Here is an 18169-nt window from a genome sequence, read left to right on the forward strand (position 1 = left end):
GCCCGCGCCGCCCGTATGCTTTTCCCGGACACAACAGGAGACACCCGAGCCATGGCGCCTGACCAGACCCCCGATCCCGTCACCAATCCCATCGCCGAACTCGATGCCGTCGCCCTGTCGCGCGCCATCCATACGCGCGAGGTCTCGTGCGTGGAAGTGCTCGATGCCTTCCTTGCCCAGATCGACCGCCACAACCCGCGCGTCAATGCCATCGTCGCCCCGGTTGACCGCGACACCCTGCGCGCGCAGGCAGCCGGGCTCGACGCGGAACTGGCGCGCGGCGCCAGCCGCGGCCCGCTGCACGGCTTTCCGCAGGCGCCCAAGGACATCAGCCCGGCCGCCGGCATGATCACCACCAGGGGCTCGCCGATCTTCGCCGGGCAGGTCAGCAACGCCGACGCCGTGATCTTCGAGCGCATGCGCGCCGGCGGCGCCATCTTCGTCGGGCGCACCAACTCGCCGGAGTTCGGCCTCGGCGGCCACACCTACAACCCGGTCTACGGCACCACCCGCAACGCCTTCGACCCGGCGCGCTCCGCCGGCGGCAGCAGCGGCGGCGCCGCGGTGGCCGTGGCGCTGCACATGCTGCCGGTGGCGGATGGCTCGGACATGATGGGGTCGCTGCGCACGCCCGCGGCGTTCAACCACGTCTATGGCCTGCGCACCTCGGTCGGCTGCGTGCCGCACGGCCCGGGCGACGAGGTCTTCTTCCAGCAGTTCAGCGTGGCCGGTCCGATGGCGCGCAACGTGCCGGACCTGGCCCTGCTGCTGTCGGTGCAGGCAGGCTTTGACGCGCGCCTGCCGCTGACGCGCCGCACCGAAGCGCCCGGCACCTTCACGCTGCCGCCCGAACGCGACTGGACCGGCGTGCGCATCGGCTGGCTCGGCGACCTGGGCGGCCACCTGCCGACCGAGGCCGGCGTGCTCGATACCTGCGTGCAGGCGCTCGCGCACCTGCGCAAGCTCGGCTGCATCGTCGACGCGGCGCTGCCCGAATTCGACCTGGAACGCCTGTGGCGCGCGTGGATCGACCTGCGCAGCTTTTCCGTGGCCGGCGCCAATGCCGCGCTCTACCACGACCCGGCCACGCGCGCGCTGCTCAAGCCTGAGGCGGCCTGGGAAATCGAGCGCGGACTGGCGCTGCCGGGCACGCGCGTGTACGAGGCCATGAGCGAGCGCAGCGCGTGGTACCAGGCGCTGCGCGTGCTGTTCGAGGACTTCGATTACCTGGTGCTGCCGGCCGCGCAGGTGTTCCCGTTCGATGCCGGCTGGGACTGGCCACACGCCATCGACGGCCGCGACATGGACACCTACCACCGCTGGATGCAGGCGGTGGTGCCGGCCACCATGGCCGGGCTGCCGGCGCTGGCCGCGCCGGCCGGCTTCGGCCGGCAGGGCCTGCCCGCCGGCATCCAGATCATCGGCCCGGCGCAGGCCGACGCCGCGGTGCTGCAGCTTGGCCAGGCCTACGACCAGGCCGGCGGCTTCTCGCGCGTGCGCAGCCCCTGGCTCGGTTGAGCCTTCGGCTGGTCCTGGCTCCGCTTCGTATTGCTTCCGATTGCCTTCCATCCCTACAACTGCCGGCAGGAGTGCCAACGATGACCGCAATGCCCCCGAAGCTGTTTCTCGCCTGCGCCGCCGCACTGACCGCGGTGCTGTCCACAGCGCCCGCCGCCGTGCAGGCGCAATCCTGGCCGGACCGCCCGATCCGGCTGGTGGTGCCCTTCGCCGCGGGCGGCGCCACTGACGTGCTCGGCCGCCTGCTGGCCGTCGGCCTTGGCGAAAAGCTCGGCCAGTCGATGGTAGTCGAAAACAAGCCCGGCGCCAGCACCGTGGTCGGCGCCACCCAGGTGGCCAGGGCCGCGCCCGACGGCTACACGCTGCTGCTGGCGGCCAGCACCACGCTGACGCTGAACCCGGCGATCCGGCAGCACCTGGGCTACGACCCCGTCAAGAGCTTCACCCCGCTGGGCCTGATCGCCGACATGAGCCTGGTGCTGGTGGCCAACCCTGACACGCAGATCACCTCGCTCAAGGACCTGGTGACGCAGGCCAGGGCCCATCCAGACAAGTTCTCCTACGGCTCGTTCGGCGCCGGTTCCTCGGTGCATTTCGGCGCGGAGATGCTCAAGTCGGCCACCGGCATCCAAATGGTCCACGTGCCCTTCAACGGCAGCGCCCCCAGCCTGACCGCGCTGGCCGGCGGCCAGGTGCCGGTCGCGGTCGACACCGTGGTGGCCACCCTGCCACTGATCAAGGGCGGCAAGATCCGGCCGGTGGCCGTGCTGTCGCCGCAGCGCCTGCCGGCGTTGCCGCAAGTGCCGACGGTCGCGGAGAGCGGCTATCCCGGCTTCCAGATGGGCACCTGGTTCGCGCTGCTGGCGCCGGCAGGACTGCCCGCGCCGGTCCAGCTGAAGCTGGAAAAGGCGCTGGCCGAAGTGGCCAACGCGCCGGCCACCAAGGCACGCATGGTTGAACTGGCGCTCACGCCGGCCTACGGCAATGGCGCGGCAGTGAAGGCGCGGGTGGAGAAGGAACTGCCCGAGATGCGCGCGGTGGCGGCGCGGGCGGATATTCGCGCCGAGTGAGTGCACCGGGGCGCCTGCCGGAACGCGTGCATCGCGATCCGGCGCACCGTCGGCTGCGTGGACGCATCGCCACATCCGCCTGAGCGCCGGCACCCACATTCTTTTGCATACAAAACTGGAATACAATCAGCGCTTTCAACGCTGCGGCATGGGGTGGCACCCCAGTGCCGCCCCCCAAGTTTTGGAGCAGACCATGACGTATTCAGAAACGGGCCTGACGTCCCGCCACGTGGCAGCGCTCGCGCCGATCGAGGATTACCTGCAGGGCCATATCACCGGCAAGGCCGAGTTTATGCACAAGGCGTTTGCCGCCGACGCGCGCATCGTCTCGTTCCGCGACGGCAAGCTGCACTCGCTGACGGTTGAGGATTTTGCCTCGGCGCGCTGCCCCGGCCACCCCGCGGCGGATGAGGCGCAGCGCAAGCGCTTTATTACGCAGTTCGACGTGGCCGGCAATGCCGGCGTGGCCAAAGTGGTGCTGGAGTATCCGGGCGTGACCTTCACCGACTACATGACGCTGCTGGAGATCGAAGGCGTCTGGAAGATCGTCAACAAGACCTTCAGCGCCGCACCGCGCTGACAGCAGGACGGCCGCTGCGGCCAAGCGCCGCAGCCCGGACTTACTGTGCGGCAGCAGGCAACCCTGCCTGCGACATCGGCCCGAAGAACATGGCCTTCATGCGCTCGCGCCCGACCACGCGCGCAACCTCCGCGATCACGCAGTAGTTGAGCACCAGCATCAGCACCAGCAGCTGGATGGCCCAGTAGTGCGCCCAGTTGATATGCGCGAGCAGCGCATTGTTGGCAGCCGCCAGACCCGGCGCTTCCTGCCAGAATTCATGCAGGCGCTCGGCATAATGCACGGCCAGGGCCACCAGGTTGTAGATCAGCGCCTTCCACGCGACGTTCCAGACCAGCGGTTTTTCCGGGAAGCGGTTGATAAAGGGCAGCATATTGGCAACCAGCACCGACTTGCCCAGCACCAGCGCGGCCACCGTGACCGTGGCCGCCGTCCCCAGCGTGATACCCGCGCCATGCGTCATCAGCGCCCGCACGATCACCACCACGTGAAGCGCGACAAAGAAATACAGCGTCGGCGGCAGCATCTCGACCAAACCGTGCCTGACTACGCTGGTCAACTTGCTCATCTTGCTCTCCCGTATGGACATGCCCGGTCACCGGCATCGTTAGCGGCGTCGCACAGTGGCTGCGCGACACCGGACGTAACGTAACCGCAACTTGCGGGAATGCGCAAGCGGTGCATGCGTTCAGGCCGGCAACACCGCCGTCGCCTCGATCTCGATCTCGATCTCGATCAACATGTTGTCCAGCGCGAGCCGCGGCACCGGGATCAGCGTGCAGGCCGGCATCGGCTTGTCTGCCCACATCTCGCGCAACGCCGCGCCGAAGGTGCGCAGGCGGTCGTGCGAGTGGTCGACCACCAGCACCGTGAGCGTGGCCACATCACCCACGTCAGCACCGGCAGCATCCAGCGCGATGCGCAGGTTCTGCACGGCGCGCGCCACCTGGCGCGGAAAATCCCCGCCCAGCAGGGCGGAACCAGGCGGTAAAACCTATGACAACATTAAACCCGACCGACATAACCAGACCAACGAGCAGGAGCCCCGCCGGCTACGCCGGCGAAACAGCCCACGCATGCCAAGAGCCTAGCCCCCAATTTCCCGCTTACTGAAATGTCTGCAGGTAACCCAGCAGATCAGTGATCTGCTGATCATCACCAAGCCCCCAGAACCGCATCCTGGTCCCAGGCACTACCTTCCCGGGCGAATGAATGAAGGCCCGCAGCGTGTCCTGCGACCACACCACCTTCGACGCCCGCATCGCCTCCGAATACTGAAAATCGGCGGTACCAGCCGCGGCACGGCCGAAGATGCCGTTGAGCTGCGGCCCGAACCCGGCCCGCGCGTTGCGGCCGACGTGGTGACACGACGCGCAACGTGTGGCAAATACCGCCTTGCCGGCCTGGATATCGGCGGCGGCAGTGGCTGCGCCGGGAATAGCGGTGAAGACGGTCAGAGCCAGCGGAACAAAGACGGTACGGCGCATGGAGCAGCTAAGGAAGGAAAGCGCTATCGGCAACGGGGTTGCATGATACAGGCGTAGCCAGAACGTCCCCCCCGCCCTGCAGCAGGGTTACACCACGTCACACTTGCAACACTTCGCGCGACCCATATTACAAGCCCGCCCCCTACAGTGAGGCCATGTCCAACGCCCCTTGGGAGGCAACCATGAAACGAATCATCGCAATGGCGGTAGCAGGCGGTGCAATGCTGGTGGCCAGCGCCGGGGCTTACGCCGGCGTGAATATCGATATCGGCATCGGCGTGCCGGGCGTGATGGTGGCCCAGCCCGCGCCGGTCTACCGTCCGGCCCCGGTCTATGCGCCCGCGCCCGTGTATGCGCCTGCGCCGGTTGCCTATGCGCCGCCCCCGGTGGTGGTGGCCCCTCGCCCGGTGATGGTGGCACCGGTGCCGGTACGCTACGACTATGACCGCGGCTATCGTCGGGACTACTACCGCGGCTATGACCGCGACAGCTACCACGACAACCGCCGCGACTGGCGCGAGCGTGAATGGGCGTACCGTCACGGCGACCGTGACGACCAAGGCCGCGGGCAAGGACGCCGCTGGGACTGATCGCCGGAACTGACGTCATGGGCGGGCGCCCCGGCCATGGCCGGGGCGCCCGCCAGCAAGGATTTTCCAGTCAGGCTACCCTGTCGGCAATTTCCAGATCCGGGCGGGGGCCCCGCGCCCCCCGCCCATGCCAGGAGTAGCCATGCCCCAACCCATCAAGATCGACTTCGTCTCCGATATCGCCTGCCCCTGGTGCGCCATCGGCCTGTCTTCGCTGCAACTCGCGCTGCAGCGCCTGGGCGATACGGTGGATGCCGAAATTGTCGTGCATCCGTTTGAACTCAACCCGGGCATGCGCCCCGAGGGCGAGACAATCGTCGACTATCTCGGCAAAAAATACGGCCGCACCCCGGCCCAGATCGCTGAAACCCAGGCCATGATCGGCGAGCGCGGCGCCGCCGTGGGCTTTCCCTTTGGCCAGCGCACCCATGTCTACAACACCTTCGATGCCCACCGGCTGCTGCATTGGGCAGGATTGCAAGGCAAGCAGCTGCCACTGAAGCTGGCGCTGCTGCGCGCCTACCATGCCGACGGCAAGGACCCAAGCAATCATGACGTGCTGGCCCAGGCCGCACAGGCTGCTGGCCTGGATGCCGCGGCAGCGCGCAAGGTGCTGGAAGGCGATGACTATGCCGATGCGGTGCGCGCGGAAATCCAGGAATACCAGCGCATGGGCATCCAGTCCGTGCCGTCCATCATCTTCAACAACCGCTACCTGGTCACCGGCGGGCAGCCGGTGGAGGCCTTCGAGCAGGCCATCCGGGAGATCGTTGCCGAGGCGCAGCAGGCGCAGGGCTAGTCGCTACTGCCCGCTGCGGTGCAAGCGCCATATACATTCCGACATAACGCTTGTTCCCAGGCCCATATGCGTATCCGTATGACCCCTATACGCAAGTGGCTCGCCCGCCAGGCACCGATGCCAGCACTGGCCAGGCGGCCGGTATGCAAAGGAATGACACATTGGGGTGCCAGGATGCCGACTTGGCGATGCGCGTCGTTACCGCATAAGCTAGTCCGAAGGCCGCCCGGCCTACGCGCACGCCCACCACCGGAGCTTCCCGTGATCATGACCGCAATGCAAGCCTTCTGGCCGCTCGGCTTCTGGCCGTTTCCCACCCTCTTCTCCGGCGTGCACCAGGTCGAGGCCATGGAGGCCGGGCTGGCGGACAACTGGCGCCGCATGGCCGAACTCAACCTGGAGTTCGCCCGCACCATGTTCGAAGACATCCAGTTCGATGCCATGGGCAAGATGGTGGCGCAGGAGCCCGAGGCCATGTACGCGCGCGAGATCGCCCTCGAGCTGCCGCTGCTCGGCAGCCCGCTGCACTATGCGTCGGCCATGCTGGAGTTGTACGCCCGCGCCCAGCAGAAGTGGATAGACGCCTGGGGCCACCTGCTGACGCGGGGCCTGATGCCTGACTGGCAGGACATGCAGAAGGGCGTCACCGATATCCCCTTCTGGCAGGTGCGCGAGACGCCGCGGCCGGCTTGATCCGGCGCCGCTTCACCCCCTTCTTCACCCCCCTCTTCACACCGGTACGCCTGGCTGTATGCCGTAGGGCCACGCCGGGCACCCCCATTGCCGGCCGGGCGCGCCCACCGGGCGACCTGTTGCATCGGCGCACCCTCAGCCAAGCCTGCCGCGTGGCCCGGTATCATGCTGGCTGACGAGACTGCGGATCGCCGCACCAGGCGCGTGCGCCTTGCCGTGCGGCGGGACGAGCGCCCAGGTCTCGGGACGCGCTCCGCCTTCAATGCCCTTATATTCCCTGGTTCTCCTGCTAACCGTCGCCGTGGTCGCCTGTATCGGCATGGCCATTGCCACCTGGCCGCGGCGCGACGATCCGACCGTCCAGGCGTTCCTGGTGCTGGCGCTCGGCGCGGCAGTCTGGAGCGGGGGCCGCCTGCTCGAGCTCAGCTCAGCCGACCTGGCGGGCCGCATCCTCTGGGCCAAGGTCCAATATGTGGGGATCGTGGCCGTGCCGATCGGCTGGCTGGTGGCGATGGTGCACCTGAGCCGCCCGCGCCATGTCGTGCCATGGTCCTGGCTGCTCCTGCCAGTGCTGGCGGCCGTGATCACCGTGGTGCTGGTGTTCACCAACGAGCACCACCACCTGATCTGGCGGCGGATCACGCTGATGCCGCCCGGCGTCGCGCCAGGCGCGGTCTTCGAACATGGTGCGGGCTATGCCATCGCTGCGGCCTGGACTTACCTGCTGCTGGCGCTGAGCCTGTATTTCCTGGTCACCGCCAAGGTGCCCAATGACACGCTGTCGCACCGGGGGCGCACCATCCTGGCCGCGGGCCTGTTGTTGCCGATGGCGGCGCACATTGCCTACATCCTGCGCTGGACCGGCCCGTTCGGCGGCGACCTGACGCCGGCGACCTTTTCGCTGATGGTCGCACTGCTTTGGTTCTGTGCGCTGCGCACGCACCTGGATGACATCGTCCACTATGCGCGGCTGCGCGTGTTCGATGCGTTGGGCGAAGGCTGCGTCATCGTCGACAGGAAGGAAATGATCGTGGCCTTCAACCCGGCCGCGGCGCGGCAGTGCCCGGCGTTGCGGCGCGGACTGCGCCTGCCGGCAGCCTGGGACCCGGCGCTGCGGCCTGCCCACGCCGCCCGGGCAGCCGGCGCACCGTTCCAGCCGCCGGGCTCGCCGTTCGAACTGACCGCGGAGCCAGTGCGCCGCCTGGACGGCAGGCAGATCGGCAACCTGCTGTTCCTGCGCGACATCAGCCGTTTCCAGTCGCGCGAGCTGGCCCTGACCGCGCGGCTCGGCCAGACCGAAGAGCAGCTGTGGCAGGTGCAGGCCGACCTGGATATCGACGCCCTGACCGGCATCCGCAACCGGCGCTACTTCCAGCGCGAATCGATCGCGGCCGTGACCCGTGCATGCGAGCGCAGCCAGGCGCTGGGCCTGCTGATCCTGGATGTGGACCAGTTCAAGCAATACAACGATCTGCACGGCCACGTGGCCGGCGACGACTGCCTGCGCCAGATTGCCGGCGCCCTGTGCGGCACGCTGTCCGGCGAGCAATTCTGCGCGCGCCTGGGCGGCGAGGAATTCGCGGCGGTGCTGCCCGGCGCCACGCGCAACGAGACCCGCGACGTGGCGCGCCGCATGGTGGCCGCCGTGCGCGACCTGGGCATTGCCCACAACGGCACGCCGGTGCAGCCGGTGGTCACCATCAGCGTGGGCGCGGTCTGGACCGTGCCCGAAGCGCCGCGGCTGGAGCCACTGCTGCACCGCGCCGACAGCGCGATGTACGGCGCCAAGCGCGCGGGGCGCAACCGCTTCATGCTGGACGACGACGCCTGAGCGGCATCGCTACGCCGCGCCCCTCGGCCATCACACACAGGCTGCCAAAGCCGAACACCTCCAGCTCCACGCGGGTCTGGCGCGCCAGCTTGCCGATCTGCGCCAGCGGCACACCGCCCGCGCCGGCCTATGCCGGTTGGCGTAGGCCGATGGCGGGCCACCCCTGCGCGCTTGACCTGCGGCAAACGCGGGCCCGAGCCGCTGTGCCACGCTTGCCCGGTCGTTCCTGCGCCGGGCCGCTTGCCGGCCCCGCGCCCCACCCCCTTATGGAGACCCGTCTATGGATCAACCCTGGCTCAAGCTGGCCGGCCGCCGCCTGCTGCCCATCGTGCAGGGCGGCATGGGCATCGGCATCTCGGCCCACCGGCTGGCCGGCGCCGTGGCCCGCGAGAACGGCGTCGGCACCATCGCCAGCATCGACCTGCGCCACCACCACCCCGACCTGATGGCACGCACGCGCGGCAGCCGCGGCAAGCCCGCCATCGAAGCCGCCAACCTCGAGGCGCTCGATCGCGAGATCCGCGCGGCGCGCGCAGCGTCCGAGGGGCGCGGGCTGATCGCCGTCAACGTGATGAAGGCCGTGGGCTCGCATGCCGCGCTGGTGCGACAGTCATGCGAAAGCGGCGCCGATGCCATCGTCATGGGCGCCGGGCTGCCGCTGGATCTGCCCGAGCTGACCGCCGGCCACCCCAAGGTGGCGCTGATCCCGATCCTGTCCGAGGCGCGCGGCATCGGCCTGGTGCTGCGCCGCTGGATGAAGAAGGGCCGGCTGCCCGATGCCATCGTGGTCGAGCACCCGGCGCACGCCGGCGGCCACCTGGGCGCGGCCACCATCCAGGACCTGTCCGGGCCGCGCTTCGCGTTCTCGCGCGTGCTGTCCGAGTGCCGCGAGCTGTTTGCGCAACTGGGGCTGGCCTGGGACAGCATCCCGCTGATCCTGGCCGGCGGCATCGACAGCCACGCCAAGGTGCGCCACTGGCTGGGCGAAGGCGCCGCCGCGGTGCAGCTGGGCACGGCTTTCGCCGTGACCACGGAATGCGATGCCCACCCGGCCTTCAAGCAAGTGCTGGCCACGGCGCGGCCGGAAACCCTGCGCGAGTTCACCAGCGTGGCGGGGCTGCCCGCGCGCGCGGTGCTGACCCCGTGGCTGTCGCGCTACCTGTCGAGCGAAGCGCGCCTGCAGCGCCGCGCGCGCGCGCGCGAGTGCCTGGAAGGGTTCGATTGCCTGCAGGCCTGCGGGCTGCGCGACGGCATTGCCCGCATCGGCCAGTTCTGCATCGACCTGAAGCTGGCGCAAGCGGTGCGCGGCGATGTGGAGCGCGGCCTGTTCTTCCGCGGCCGGGGCGCGCTGCCCTTCGGCGAGGCGATCCGGCCGGTGGCGGAACTGATGCACTACCTGTTGACGGGGGAAAAGCCTGCGGGACTGGTGCCGGCACCCGCGCCGGCCTGACGGCAATTGCTTCGGCCTCCGGACAACCGTTTGTGTGCTCCCTCTCCCGCTTGCGGGAGAGGGAGCACACCAGCAGCATGCAGACTCTGTCAGCAATCCGGGTGCGGCGGTAATCCGTCCGATATATCACGACGTGACGGGATTGGCGGGGGACGGCATCCTCCGGCGTCGCCAACCGCACATGCAAGACACCGAAGCCCGGTTTTATTGATCTGGCGCAGTAAGCCCCGCCCCCCGCGCAGGGAAAATCCCTTTCAACGCCAGCGCGCGGCCATGCCCGCGCCGGCTCCCCCGACAGGTAGCCCCCGATACCGCCATGTCCGAAACCGATCCTCCTGCCGCCAGCGCTACGGCGGCGTATGCGTTGCCTGCCCTGCGCCATCGCCTTTCCACGCGCATCATTGCGCTCTCGCTGGCTGTGCTGCTGGTGGTGCTGGGCATGATCTCCGGCACCCTGTGGCTGTCCTGGAAGCTGGAAGGCGCCGGTGCCGCGATCAACGATGCCGGCAGCCTGCGCATGCGCGCCAACCGCGTGGCGATCGTGCTGACGCTGGCGCAGGCGCGCCAGGACAATGACCTTGCCGCGCAGTTGCGGGCGCTGGACGCCACGCTGGCCCTGCTGAAGCAGGGCGACGCGGCGCGGCCGCTGTTCCTGCCGGACGAGCCCGCCATCCACGCGCAGATGGCCCGCGTCACCGAGGACTGGCAGCAACGGCTGCGGCCGCTGGCGGTGACTGGCACCGGTGATGGCGCAATGCCGGCCAGCGTCTCTGACAGATACATTGCCGCGCTGCCGGGCTTTGTCGCCGAGGCCGACCGCCTGGTGGGCATGATCGAACACGACAGCGCACGCAAGACCGACCTGCTGCGCCTGTCGCAGATCGCCCTGGCACTGATGGCCTGCTTGGGCACGGTGGCCGTGATCTACCTGCTCTACCTGTGGATCATCCTGCCGGTGCTGCGGTTGCAGGATGGCCTGCGGCGCATGGCTGCGCGCGAGTTCTCGCTGCGCCTGCCGGTGGAAAGCCGCGACGAGTTCGGCACGCTCAGCGAAGGCTTCAACCGCATGGCCGGCGAGCTGCAGGGTCTGTACCACGACCTCGAGACCCGCGTGGCGCAGAAGACCGCCGAGCTGGAGCGCCACAACCGTGACCTGGAAACCCTGTATGAGATGGCCGCCTTCCTGAATCAGGCCGTCGATGCCGAAGCCATGGCGCAAGGCTTCCTGGCGCGCGTGACGCGCCAGTTCGACGCGGATGGCGGCAGCGTGCGGGGGCTGGACAGCCGGCACGGCAGGATGCGCCTGCTGGCGGCGGCGGGGCTGCCCGCCGAGCTGGCCGAAGCCGACGCCTGCGCCTCGGCCAGCGCCTGCCATTGCGGCGACGCCACGCGCGAGGCCGTAATCGCCATCGCCGACCTGCGCGCGGCGCAGCGCGCCGGCCCCAGCGCGCATGAGGAAACGCCATGCGGCCGCGAAGGCTTCCGGTCGCTGGCGGCATTCCGCATCGAAAGCCAGCGCGGCGCCACCGGCATGTTCGCGCTGCATTTCCGCGCGCCGCGCAGGCTGCCGCCGTCGGACCGGCAATTGCTGCAGACGCTGGCGCAGCACCTGGGCACCGCGCTGGAACACCTGCGGCTGTCCGCCACGGCGCGCCAGCTGGCCGTGGTGGAAGAGCGCAATCTGGTGGCGCAGGGCCTGCACGACAGCATTGCGCAGGGCCTGAACTACCTGAACCTGCAGGTGCAGCTGCTGGACGACGCAGTGGCGCGCGACGACCTGGACGAGACCCGCGAGCTGGTGCCGATGCTGCGCCATGGCGTGGAAGAGAGCTACCAGGACGTGCGCGAGCTGCTCAACAACTTCCGCTCGCGGCTCGGCACCGGCGAGTTGCGCCCGGCGGTGGAAGAGACCGTTGGACGCTTTCGCCGGCAATGCCGCACCGAGGCCACGCTGGCCATCGATGAAAACGGCCGCGCGTGGCCTTTGTCGCCGGAGCAGCAGCTGCAGGTGTTGTTCATCCTGCAGGAGGCGCTCTCCAACGTGCGCAAGCACGCCATGGCGGCGCACGTGACGGTGGCGCTCAGCCATGGCCGCGCCTTCCGGCTGGTGGTGCAGGACGACGGCGAGGGCTTCGATCCGGACGAGCTCGCCACGCGCGCCGACGCCCATATCGGCCTGAACATCATGCGCGAGCGCGCCGCGCGCCTGGGCGCGCAACTGCATGTGCGGGCCTGCCCCGGCAGCGGCGTGCGCATCGAGCTGGTGCTGCCGGCCGGCAAGCAGGCCGCCACGATCCCGGAACGCTCCACCAGCCCCCCCAGCACAACCGAGACCCAGCCATGACCATCCGCATCCTGCTGATCGACGACCACACCCTGTTCCGCTCGGGCATCCGCGCGCTGCTGCAGCGGCAGGCCGACTTCGAGATCGTCGACGAGGCCGCCGACGGCGTGGAAGGCATCAAGCGCGCCAAGCGGCACCGCCCCGACGTGATCCTGCTGGACCTGAACATGCCCGGGCTGTCCGGGCTGGAGGCCTTGCAGCTGCTGGTGGAAGACCTGCCGCAGACGGCCGTGATCGTGCTGACGGTGTCCGAGGAAGCCGAGGAACTGGCCGCCGCGCTGCGCGGCGGCGCACGTGGCTACCTGATCAAGAATATCGAGACCGAGGCGCTGATCGCCGGCATCCGCCGCGCCGCCGCCGGCGAGCCGGTGATCTCCGACAGCATGACGGCCAAGCTGGTGGCGCAGTTCCGGGCGCCCGCGCCGGCCGCCGCGCCACGCCAGGATGAAACGCCGCGGCTGACCGCGCGCGAGCGCGAGATCGTGCAGGGCCTGGCGCGCGGCGCAAGCAACAAGGAGATCGCACGCGACCTGGGCGTGGCCGAAAGCACGGTCAAGATCCACGTGCAGAACATCCTGAAGAAACTCAACCTGGCCAGCCGGGTGCAGGTAGCGGTCTATGCCGTCGAACACGGGCTGAACGCCACAGGCTGAGCGCGGCTTCGCAGTGCTGCCGCAGAGCCGCCGGTACGGGTAGCGCCGGCACCACCGCGGTCATGCGGCGCGGCACGCCACCCCTGATGCGCCAGGCGTCGTCCGATTCCTACACCGATATCAGCCCCTGCCCGGGAGGATGCCCGCGCCCCTTGATCTACGCTGAATTCAGGCGGATGGCTCCCCGGAGCCGCCTCGGTCCGGAAGCCTTGCGGCTTCCCCGATCCACGAACAAGGAGCACGCCATGGGAATCGGCACCATCCTTCTGATCATTCTTGTCTTGCTGCTGCTCGGCGCACTGCCGGCCTGGCCGTACAGTACCGGCTGGGGCTACTGGCCCAGCGGCGGCCTGGGCCTGATCGTCCTGATCGTGCTGCTGCTGGTGGTGCTGGGCCGGATATAGCGCCCGGCGCGCAGCGGGCGATGCACGCCGGCCGGCGGGCCGCGCTGGCACAGGAGGCTGCGCGCGCCGCTACCGCTTGTAGCGGCCGCGCCTGGGACCTATAACAAAGCGCGGGCGTGCACCGCTGCATCGCCCGGTCCTGTCCACTCTTCGCAAGGAGACTCAGATGCCAGCAAAATCCAAGGCGCAACAACAGGCCGCCGGAGCGGCGCTCTCCGCAAAGCGCGGCGAAAAGAAGGCCGGATCGCTGAAGGGACCTTCACGCTCGATGGTCAAGTCGATGAGCGACAAGGAACTCGACAAGATGGCTTCGACCAAGACCAAGGGCATGGCGAAGCACAAGTCGGACAGCTGATCCACAGGCGCCGGACTCTTGCGGGAGGCCGGGAGACCCTGACACAGGGTAGTTGAAAACACAGGGCAGGCGCACGCCTGCCCTGTGCCTATCCGGCGCCGGCCTTCCTGCCCTTCCCGACCTTGGCCGCCTTCGCGGCCTTCTCCACCCTTCCTGCCACCGCCCCCCCGCAATAGCCCGGCAAGCGCCGGGCCCCGGCGCTGCGCGCCAGCTTGATCGACTCGGCCAACGCCAGCCCGAAGCCCGCGATACTGCCCAGTTCCTGCTCCACGCGGTCGCGCAGGAAACCGGCCCAGCAAAAGTCGCCATACGCGCTGCCGGGCTTGCGGTACGCACCCGCTTCCCGCGTGAAGGCAGCCAGGCTGCGATAGGGATCATCGCGCATGCCGCGTACCGTCGACGGCAAGGCTTTGGGGCCGAGCCGCTTGCCGCGCTCGTCGTAGGGGTGGACATGGCCGAGACGGCGCATCCGCTTCCAGAACGCCGCCGCGCCCAGGCGGCTGAAATCCTGCAGCACGAGCACCGGCGCCCACTGGTAGCCAAGGTCCAGCCAGGCGCGCGCCCAGTGGTGGTGGTCGACGATGTAAAGCTCCCCGCCCGGCCCGGCCACGGTCTTGATGCGATGGCCACGCATGAAGCGCCGCAGCGCCTCGAGATCTTTCAGACACGCATGGCGCTGCGTGACTTCCATCTTGTGGCAGACGTGGATGTAGCCCAGTGTCAGCTGGGTCGGGCGCAGCCGCGCCAGTTCGGCGATGGCCTTGCTGCGCGGCAAGGCGAGGGGCGTGCCCGCTTCGCTCTGGTCGCCCGGCCCGGCGCGACGGTCAGTCGTGCTCGACACGTTTCTGATTGACGAAGTGCTCCAGCTCGCTGCCCGGGTCTTCGTTGCCGGTGCTCTCTTCGGCAACCGCCTCGCTGGCCAGCGGGCGCGGCCAGAACTCGCCCTCGCCATCATGCACGGGCTCGCCACGCCAGGCGGGATCGAAGTCCGTCCACTGCCCGCATTCCCAGTGCGCTTGCGCGCGCTCCAGCCTGCTGGCGCCGGCCTCGCGCAGCACGTCCACCGCCACCGAACCCAGCCCGTTGTTGACGCACGCAGCCAGCATGACGTTGTCGGCCGGCTTGTCCGCGGCCATGTGGCTGGCACCGTCCTGCGGCACCGACATGATGGATACGTCCCATATGGAGAATCCGCGCGCGAACAGGGTCCGCGCCGCGTCCTCGGCACTGGCAAGCGTTTCGAAACGTCCCGCTACGATCGATGACATGATGGCTTCCTGAAAACTTCGATTGGTTGTGCCTGCTGCCATCCGTCTTGCAAAAGCCACGCCTGCACTGCGGAATGGCGGCCAGTGCCCACGAAGCGCATGCCGCGCAACGAAAGCCGCCGGCGCATGCAATATTTGCAAAGGCGGCCCCGGAACTACATGCGCCCCCACCCGCGCCGGCCCGGCGCGTCAGCCGCTGACGACCTCGCCGCCGTTGATGTGCAGGATCTGCCCGGTGATATAGCTGGCCGCGTCCGACGCCAGAAACACAAACCCCCCCGCCACCTCGAACGGCTGGCCGGGGCGGCCCATGGGCGTCTGCCTGCCGAACTGCCCGACTTCCTCCGCGGTGAAGGTCGACGGGATCAGCGGGGTCCAGATCGGCCCCGGGGCAACGCCGTTGACGCGGATGCCGCGCTCAACCACCTGCAGCGCCAGCGAGCGCGTGAAGGACACGATCGCACCCTTGGTGGCAGAGTAATCGACCAGGTGCTCGCTGCCGCGATAAGCGGTCACCGAGGCGGTGTTCAGGATCGACGCGCCGGCTTTCAGGTGCGGCAGCACGGCACGCGTCAAGTGGAACATCGCAAAGACGTTCGTGCGGAAGGTGGCCTCCAGCTGGCTGGCATCGACCTCTTCCAGCGAAGCCTTGGGGTGCTGCTCTGCAGCGTTGTTGACCAGGATGTCGAGCTTGCCGTACTGCTGCAGCGTCTGCCGCGCCACCGCTTCGGCATGGGTGTGGTCGCCCAGGTCGCCGGCAATCGCCAGGCATTTGCGCCCGGCCGCCTCGACCAGTCCGACGGTTTCACGCGCGTCGGCATGCTCGTTGAGATAGGCAATGGCGACGTCGGCGCCTTCACGCGCAAAGGCCACCGCAATGGCGCGGCCGATGCCGCTGTCGCCGCCGGTAACCAGCGCTACCCGTCCGTTGAGGCGCCCGCTGCCCACGTAGTCGTCCGCGCCGCTGTCCGGCTGCGGCTGCATCGCGGATTCCAGGCCGGGCTGGCGTGACTGATGCTGGGGCGGGACGCTGTTAAGCGTGGACATGGCGGTCTCCTGGCTGCAAGGCCGCGCGTCGCGGCCCATACAAAGTTGCCCGGGTGGCGCGCAAGTTCCATGCCGCACGCCGCGAGGCTGCAGCCCGCAGCGCCGCCATGGCTTGCGGTGGCAAGACTGCCGTGCTGCCCGTAACCCTTACATCGCCCGGCAATCCTTACAGCGCGCCATCCGGCCAGGCTGAGCGGCTCCGCCACCGCGCCGGGGCACGGATTTTGCGGCCATTGGAAGGCATCAACGTCAACGGCCTCCGGCGCGCGGCGCACTTGCCTGGCAAGCAGTGCCCTGACCCCGGGGGCCCCACAGCCAGGAGGCAGATATGTTCAACTTCCGCAATGACCGCGGCAGCCGCAGCCGCCCCGAAGCGCAGCGGCGCGAACGCAGCCAGGCGCAACGCTTGCGCGACGAGAGCCGGGGCAGCGGCTCGGAGGACTGGGGACAGGAATGGGGCGAGGACTGGCGCGGCGAGAGCGGCGGCGAGCGCCGCAGCCACTATGGCGGCTATGAAAGCCGCAGTGAGCAGCGAGGTAACGAACAGGGACGCGGCAGCGAGTCCGCGCGCCACGGCGGCCCCTGGCCCCAGCAGGACACGCCCGCGGGCCAGCAGCGTGGCAGCTGGGGCGAGCGCGGCTACGGCGCTGCCGACATCGGCGGCACCGGCCACCCATACAGCGGCGGCTATGGCGGCTACCGCAACGAGGAACGCGAATCGGGCTACGGCTATGGCGACGAAGACCGCTTCGGCCCGCGCGGACGCCGCAGCGGACTCAGTGAACGCGACGAAGACTGGGGCGAACGCGGCGGACGCGCCATGCACTGGCGCGAAGGCAGCGAGCACGACCGCGCGCAGCGCGGCGGACAGCCCAGCTATGGCGGCGGCTATTTTGGCGACGCCGCCAGCGGCGGCCAGTCCTACAGCGGCGGCCAGCGCGTCTATCCGGACGATCCAGGCTACCGCCGCCGCACGCCCTACGCGGCGCAGGCGGGCGCAAGCGGGCCGCAAGGCGGCCTGCATGCCGGGCGCCGCGCGGTCGGCCCCAAGGGCTATCGCCGCTCTGACGAGCGCGTGCGCGAGGATGTGTGCGAGCGCCTGGCCATGAACCCGTATGTCGACGTGGGCGAGGTCAGCGTGGAAGTTGCCGACGGCGTGGTGACGCTGGACGGCACCGTGCGCGAGCGCCGCGAGAAATACGTGGTCGAGGAGATCGCCGATGCGGTATTCGGCGTGGCCGAGGTGGACAACCACCTGCGCGTGCAGCGCCAGCCCGGCACCGCATGGGCCGCGGGTTCCGAAGTGGGCGGCGATGAGTCGGCTGGCGCTTCGGGCACCGCCTCGGCCAGCGGTACGTTGCCGGACCGTGTGCTGAACAAGAGTTGAGCCCGACGATGCCATCCGCCCAGGCGCGAGCGCGGGCCGCGCGCTCCGGCATGCGCCGCGCGCCGCGCAAGCTCGCGCCAGACAGCAAGCTGATGGTGCCGCTGGAGGCGCTGCACCCGACGCAGATCACGGTAGGCGGCTACCACGTCGCGCAGAAGGTCCATGTCACGCGGCGCGTGCCGCCCGAGTACCGCGCTGCCTTCCTGGACCGGCACCGCGTGCACGTGGTGATCGGTCCGGAACAAACGCTGTACGTGGTCGACCACCATCACTGGGTGCGCGCCTGGCATGACCTGGGGCTGACGCAGGTGCCAGCCATCGTGCGGGCCGACCTGAGCGACATGGACGTGCCCGCATTCTGGCGCCATATGGTGGCCAACCATATGGTCCATCCCTACGACGAGCAGGGCCGCCGGCGCCCGCTGACCGAATTGCCCGAGGCCATCCACGACATGCGCGACGACCCGTATCGCAGCCTGGAGGCCTTCGTGCAGCTCGCTGGCGGCTATCGCAAGGTCAAGACGGCATATCTGGACTTCCGCTGGGCCGACTTCTTCCGGCGCCACGTGCCCGGCCCCTTTGACACGCCGCATCACTTCGCGTTCGCGCTGGTGTGCGCCTTCCGGCTGGCCCACTCGGCGCAGGCGCGGGATCTGCCGGGGTATATCGGCGCGTTGCGGTGCTGATGGCGGG

19 protein-coding genes and 2 pseudogenes are annotated in these 18169 nt (G+C 69.1%); 14 read left to right on the forward strand and 7 right to left on the reverse strand.

Annotated features, from left to right (window positions below; translation table 11 throughout):
- Positions 1 to 51: 51 nt before the first annotated feature.
- From ACREYQ_RS28390 to ACREYQ_RS28400, 3 genes are all read left to right on the forward strand, one after another.
- Positions 52 to 1518, forward strand: a complete 1467-nt coding sequence (locus ACREYQ_RS28390) for an amidase (RefSeq protein WP_432261290.1) — start codon at positions 52 to 54, stop codon at positions 1516 to 1518.
- An 80-nt stretch (positions 1519 to 1598) separates the two neighbouring features.
- The gene (locus tag ACREYQ_RS28395; protein ID WP_432261291.1) at positions 1599 to 2588 is read left to right on the forward strand and encodes a Bug family tripartite tricarboxylate transporter substrate binding protein; all 990 of its coding nucleotides are present in this window, start codon (positions 1599 to 1601) and stop codon (positions 2586 to 2588) included.
- Between the two features lie 193 nt (positions 2589 to 2781).
- Positions 2782 to 3168, forward strand: coding sequence for a nuclear transport factor 2 family protein (locus tag ACREYQ_RS28400; protein WP_432261292.1), 387 nt, complete (start codon positions 2782 to 2784; stop codon positions 3166 to 3168).
- A gap of 40 nt (positions 3169 to 3208) precedes the next feature.
- Here ACREYQ_RS28400 and ACREYQ_RS28405 read toward each other — a convergent pair whose 3' ends face one another.
- The 3 genes and pseudogenes from ACREYQ_RS28405 to ACREYQ_RS28415 all read right to left on the reverse strand — a co-directional run bounded on the left by ACREYQ_RS28405 (position 3209) and on the right by ACREYQ_RS28415 (position 4655).
- Complete coding sequence (locus tag ACREYQ_RS28405) at positions 3209 to 3736, reverse strand: hypothetical protein (protein ID WP_432261293.1); 528 nt, start codon at positions 3734 to 3736, stop codon at positions 3209 to 3211.
- 120 nt (positions 3737 to 3856) lie between these two features.
- Positions 3857 to 4129, reverse strand: a pseudogene (locus tag ACREYQ_RS28410) (RidA family protein); the annotation flags it as partial.
- 145 nt (positions 4130 to 4274) lie between these two features.
- Positions 4275 to 4655, reverse strand: a complete 381-nt coding sequence (locus ACREYQ_RS28415) for a c-type cytochrome (protein WP_432261294.1) — start codon at positions 4653 to 4655, stop codon at positions 4275 to 4277.
- A gap of 182 nt (positions 4656 to 4837) precedes the next feature.
- Here ACREYQ_RS28415 and ACREYQ_RS28420 point away from each other — a divergent pair, with 182 nt between their 5' ends.
- From ACREYQ_RS28420 to ACREYQ_RS28435, 4 genes are all read left to right on the forward strand, one after another.
- The gene (locus ACREYQ_RS28420; RefSeq protein ID WP_432261295.1) at positions 4838 to 5245 is read left to right on the forward strand and encodes a hypothetical protein; all 408 of its coding nucleotides are present in this window, start codon (positions 4838 to 4840) and stop codon (positions 5243 to 5245) included.
- 142 nt (positions 5246 to 5387) lie between these two features.
- A complete protein-coding gene (locus ACREYQ_RS28425; protein WP_432261296.1) occupies positions 5388 to 6044 on the forward strand; it encodes a DsbA family oxidoreductase in 657 nt (218 codons plus the stop codon).
- Between the two features lie 267 nt (positions 6045 to 6311).
- Positions 6312 to 6737: a polyhydroxyalkanoate granule-associated phasin gene (locus ACREYQ_RS28430; protein WP_432261297.1), complete on the forward strand. Its 426-nt coding sequence runs from the start codon at positions 6312 to 6314 to the stop codon at positions 6735 to 6737.
- Positions 6738 to 6999: 262 nt separating this feature from the next.
- On the forward strand, positions 7000 to 8568 hold the full coding sequence (locus ACREYQ_RS28435; protein WP_432261298.1) for a histidine kinase N-terminal 7TM domain-containing protein: 1569 nt from the start codon (positions 7000 to 7002) through the stop codon (positions 8566 to 8568).
- A 16-nt stretch (positions 8569 to 8584) separates the two neighbouring features.
- Here ACREYQ_RS28435 and ACREYQ_RS28440 read toward each other — a convergent pair.
- Positions 8585 to 8674 (reverse strand): annotated as a pseudogene (locus tag ACREYQ_RS28440) (U32 family peptidase); the annotation flags it as partial.
- 174 nt (positions 8675 to 8848) lie between these two features.
- Here ACREYQ_RS28440 and ACREYQ_RS28445 point away from each other — a divergent pair.
- From ACREYQ_RS28445 to ACREYQ_RS28465, 5 genes are all read left to right on the forward strand, one after another.
- Positions 8849 to 10018, forward strand: a complete 1170-nt coding sequence (locus ACREYQ_RS28445) for an NAD(P)H-dependent flavin oxidoreductase (RefSeq protein ID WP_432261299.1) — start codon at positions 8849 to 8851, stop codon at positions 10016 to 10018.
- 316 nt (positions 10019 to 10334) lie between these two features.
- Complete coding sequence (locus ACREYQ_RS28450) at positions 10335 to 12362, forward strand: type IV pili methyl-accepting chemotaxis transducer N-terminal domain-containing protein (protein ID WP_432261300.1); 2028 nt, start codon at positions 10335 to 10337, stop codon at positions 12360 to 12362.
- Positions 12359 to 13015: a response regulator gene (locus ACREYQ_RS28455; RefSeq protein WP_432261301.1), complete on the forward strand. Its 657-nt coding sequence runs from the start codon at positions 12359 to 12361 to the stop codon at positions 13013 to 13015. The genes ACREYQ_RS28450 and ACREYQ_RS28455 overlap by 4 nt, the downstream gene beginning before the upstream one ends.
- Before the next feature lie 245 nt (positions 13016 to 13260).
- A complete protein-coding gene (locus ACREYQ_RS28460; RefSeq protein ID WP_432261302.1) occupies positions 13261 to 13419 on the forward strand; it encodes a DUF3309 family protein in 159 nt (52 codons plus the stop codon).
- 166 nt (positions 13420 to 13585) lie between these two features.
- Positions 13586 to 13774: a DUF3008 family protein gene (locus ACREYQ_RS28465; RefSeq protein WP_432261303.1), complete on the forward strand. Its 189-nt coding sequence runs from the start codon at positions 13586 to 13588 to the stop codon at positions 13772 to 13774.
- 88 nt (positions 13775 to 13862) lie between these two features.
- Here the strand turns inward: ACREYQ_RS28465 and ACREYQ_RS28470 are convergent, their stop codons facing one another.
- From ACREYQ_RS28470 to ACREYQ_RS28480, 3 genes are all read right to left on the reverse strand, one after another.
- A complete protein-coding gene (locus tag ACREYQ_RS28470) occupies positions 13863 to 14615 on the reverse strand; it encodes a ParB-like protein (protein WP_432261304.1) in 753 nt (250 codons plus the stop codon).
- A complete protein-coding gene (locus tag ACREYQ_RS28475) occupies positions 14599 to 15042 on the reverse strand; it encodes a hypothetical protein (protein ID WP_432261305.1) in 444 nt (147 codons plus the stop codon). The genes ACREYQ_RS28470 and ACREYQ_RS28475 overlap by 17 nt, the downstream gene beginning before the upstream one ends.
- A 189-nt stretch (positions 15043 to 15231) precedes the next feature.
- A complete protein-coding gene (locus ACREYQ_RS28480) occupies positions 15232 to 16089 on the reverse strand; it encodes an SDR family oxidoreductase (protein ID WP_432261306.1) in 858 nt (285 codons plus the stop codon).
- 328 nt (positions 16090 to 16417) lie between these two features.
- Here ACREYQ_RS28480 and ACREYQ_RS28485 point away from each other — a divergent pair, with 328 nt between their 5' ends.
- Both ACREYQ_RS28485 and ACREYQ_RS28490 read left to right on the forward strand, forming a co-directional pair.
- Positions 16418 to 17476, forward strand: coding sequence for a BON domain-containing protein (locus ACREYQ_RS28485; RefSeq protein WP_432261307.1), 1059 nt, complete (start codon positions 16418 to 16420; stop codon positions 17474 to 17476).
- 50 nt (positions 17477 to 17526) lie between these two features.
- Entirely contained in the window at positions 17527 to 18162 is a 636-nt protein-coding gene (locus tag ACREYQ_RS28490; protein ID WP_432262679.1) for a ParB-like protein, read from the forward strand.
- Positions 18163 to 18169: the final 7 nt, after the last annotated feature.

This window comes from Cupriavidus sp. TMH.W2 (genome assembly GCF_050847365.1).
Classification (GTDB): Bacteria; Pseudomonadota; Gammaproteobacteria; order Burkholderiales; family Burkholderiaceae; genus Cupriavidus.

Coding starts and splice junctions, on each gene's coding strand:
- ACREYQ_RS28480 (WP_432261306.1), bottom strand. CDS start 16,089: ATGTCCACGCTTAACAGCGTCCCGCCCCAGCATCAGTCACGCCAGCCC.
- ACREYQ_RS28450 (WP_432261300.1), top strand. CDS start 10,335: ATGTCCGAAACCGATCCTCCTGCCGCCAGCGCTACGGCGGCGTATGCG.
- ACREYQ_RS28420 (WP_432261295.1), top strand. CDS start 4,838: ATGAAACGAATCATCGCAATGGCGGTAGCAGGCGGTGCAATGCTGGTG.
- ACREYQ_RS28395 (WP_432261291.1), top strand. CDS start 1,599: ATGACCGCAATGCCCCCGAAGCTGTTTCTCGCCTGCGCCGCCGCACTG.
- ACREYQ_RS28475 (WP_432261305.1), bottom strand. CDS start 15,042: ATGTCATCGATCGTAGCGGGACGTTTCGAAACGCTTGCCAGTGCCGAG.
- ACREYQ_RS28490 (WP_432262679.1), top strand. CDS start 17,527: ATGCGCCGCGCGCCGCGCAAGCTCGCGCCAGACAGCAAGCTGATGGTG.
- ACREYQ_RS28445 (WP_432261299.1), top strand. CDS start 8,849: ATGGATCAACCCTGGCTCAAGCTGGCCGGCCGCCGCCTGCTGCCCATC.
- ACREYQ_RS28400 (WP_432261292.1), top strand. CDS start 2,782: ATGACGTATTCAGAAACGGGCCTGACGTCCCGCCACGTGGCAGCGCTC.
- ACREYQ_RS28425 (WP_432261296.1), top strand. CDS start 5,388: ATGCCCCAACCCATCAAGATCGACTTCGTCTCCGATATCGCCTGCCCC.
- ACREYQ_RS28465 (WP_432261303.1), top strand. CDS start 13,586: ATGCCAGCAAAATCCAAGGCGCAACAACAGGCCGCCGGAGCGGCGCTC.
- ACREYQ_RS28405 (WP_432261293.1), bottom strand. CDS start 3,736: ATGAGCAAGTTGACCAGCGTAGTCAGGCACGGTTTGGTCGAGATGCTG.
- ACREYQ_RS28430 (WP_432261297.1), top strand. CDS start 6,312: ATGACCGCAATGCAAGCCTTCTGGCCGCTCGGCTTCTGGCCGTTTCCC.
- ACREYQ_RS28455 (WP_432261301.1), top strand. CDS start 12,359: ATGACCATCCGCATCCTGCTGATCGACGACCACACCCTGTTCCGCTCG.
- ACREYQ_RS28435 (WP_432261298.1), top strand. CDS start 7,000: ATGCCCTTATATTCCCTGGTTCTCCTGCTAACCGTCGCCGTGGTCGCC.
- ACREYQ_RS28390 (WP_432261290.1), top strand. CDS start 52: ATGGCGCCTGACCAGACCCCCGATCCCGTCACCAATCCCATCGCCGAA.
- ACREYQ_RS28415 (WP_432261294.1), bottom strand. CDS start 4,655: ATGCGCCGTACCGTCTTTGTTCCGCTGGCTCTGACCGTCTTCACCGCT.
- ACREYQ_RS28485 (WP_432261307.1), top strand. CDS start 16,418: ATGTTCAACTTCCGCAATGACCGCGGCAGCCGCAGCCGCCCCGAAGCG.
- ACREYQ_RS28460 (WP_432261302.1), top strand. CDS start 13,261: ATGGGAATCGGCACCATCCTTCTGATCATTCTTGTCTTGCTGCTGCTC.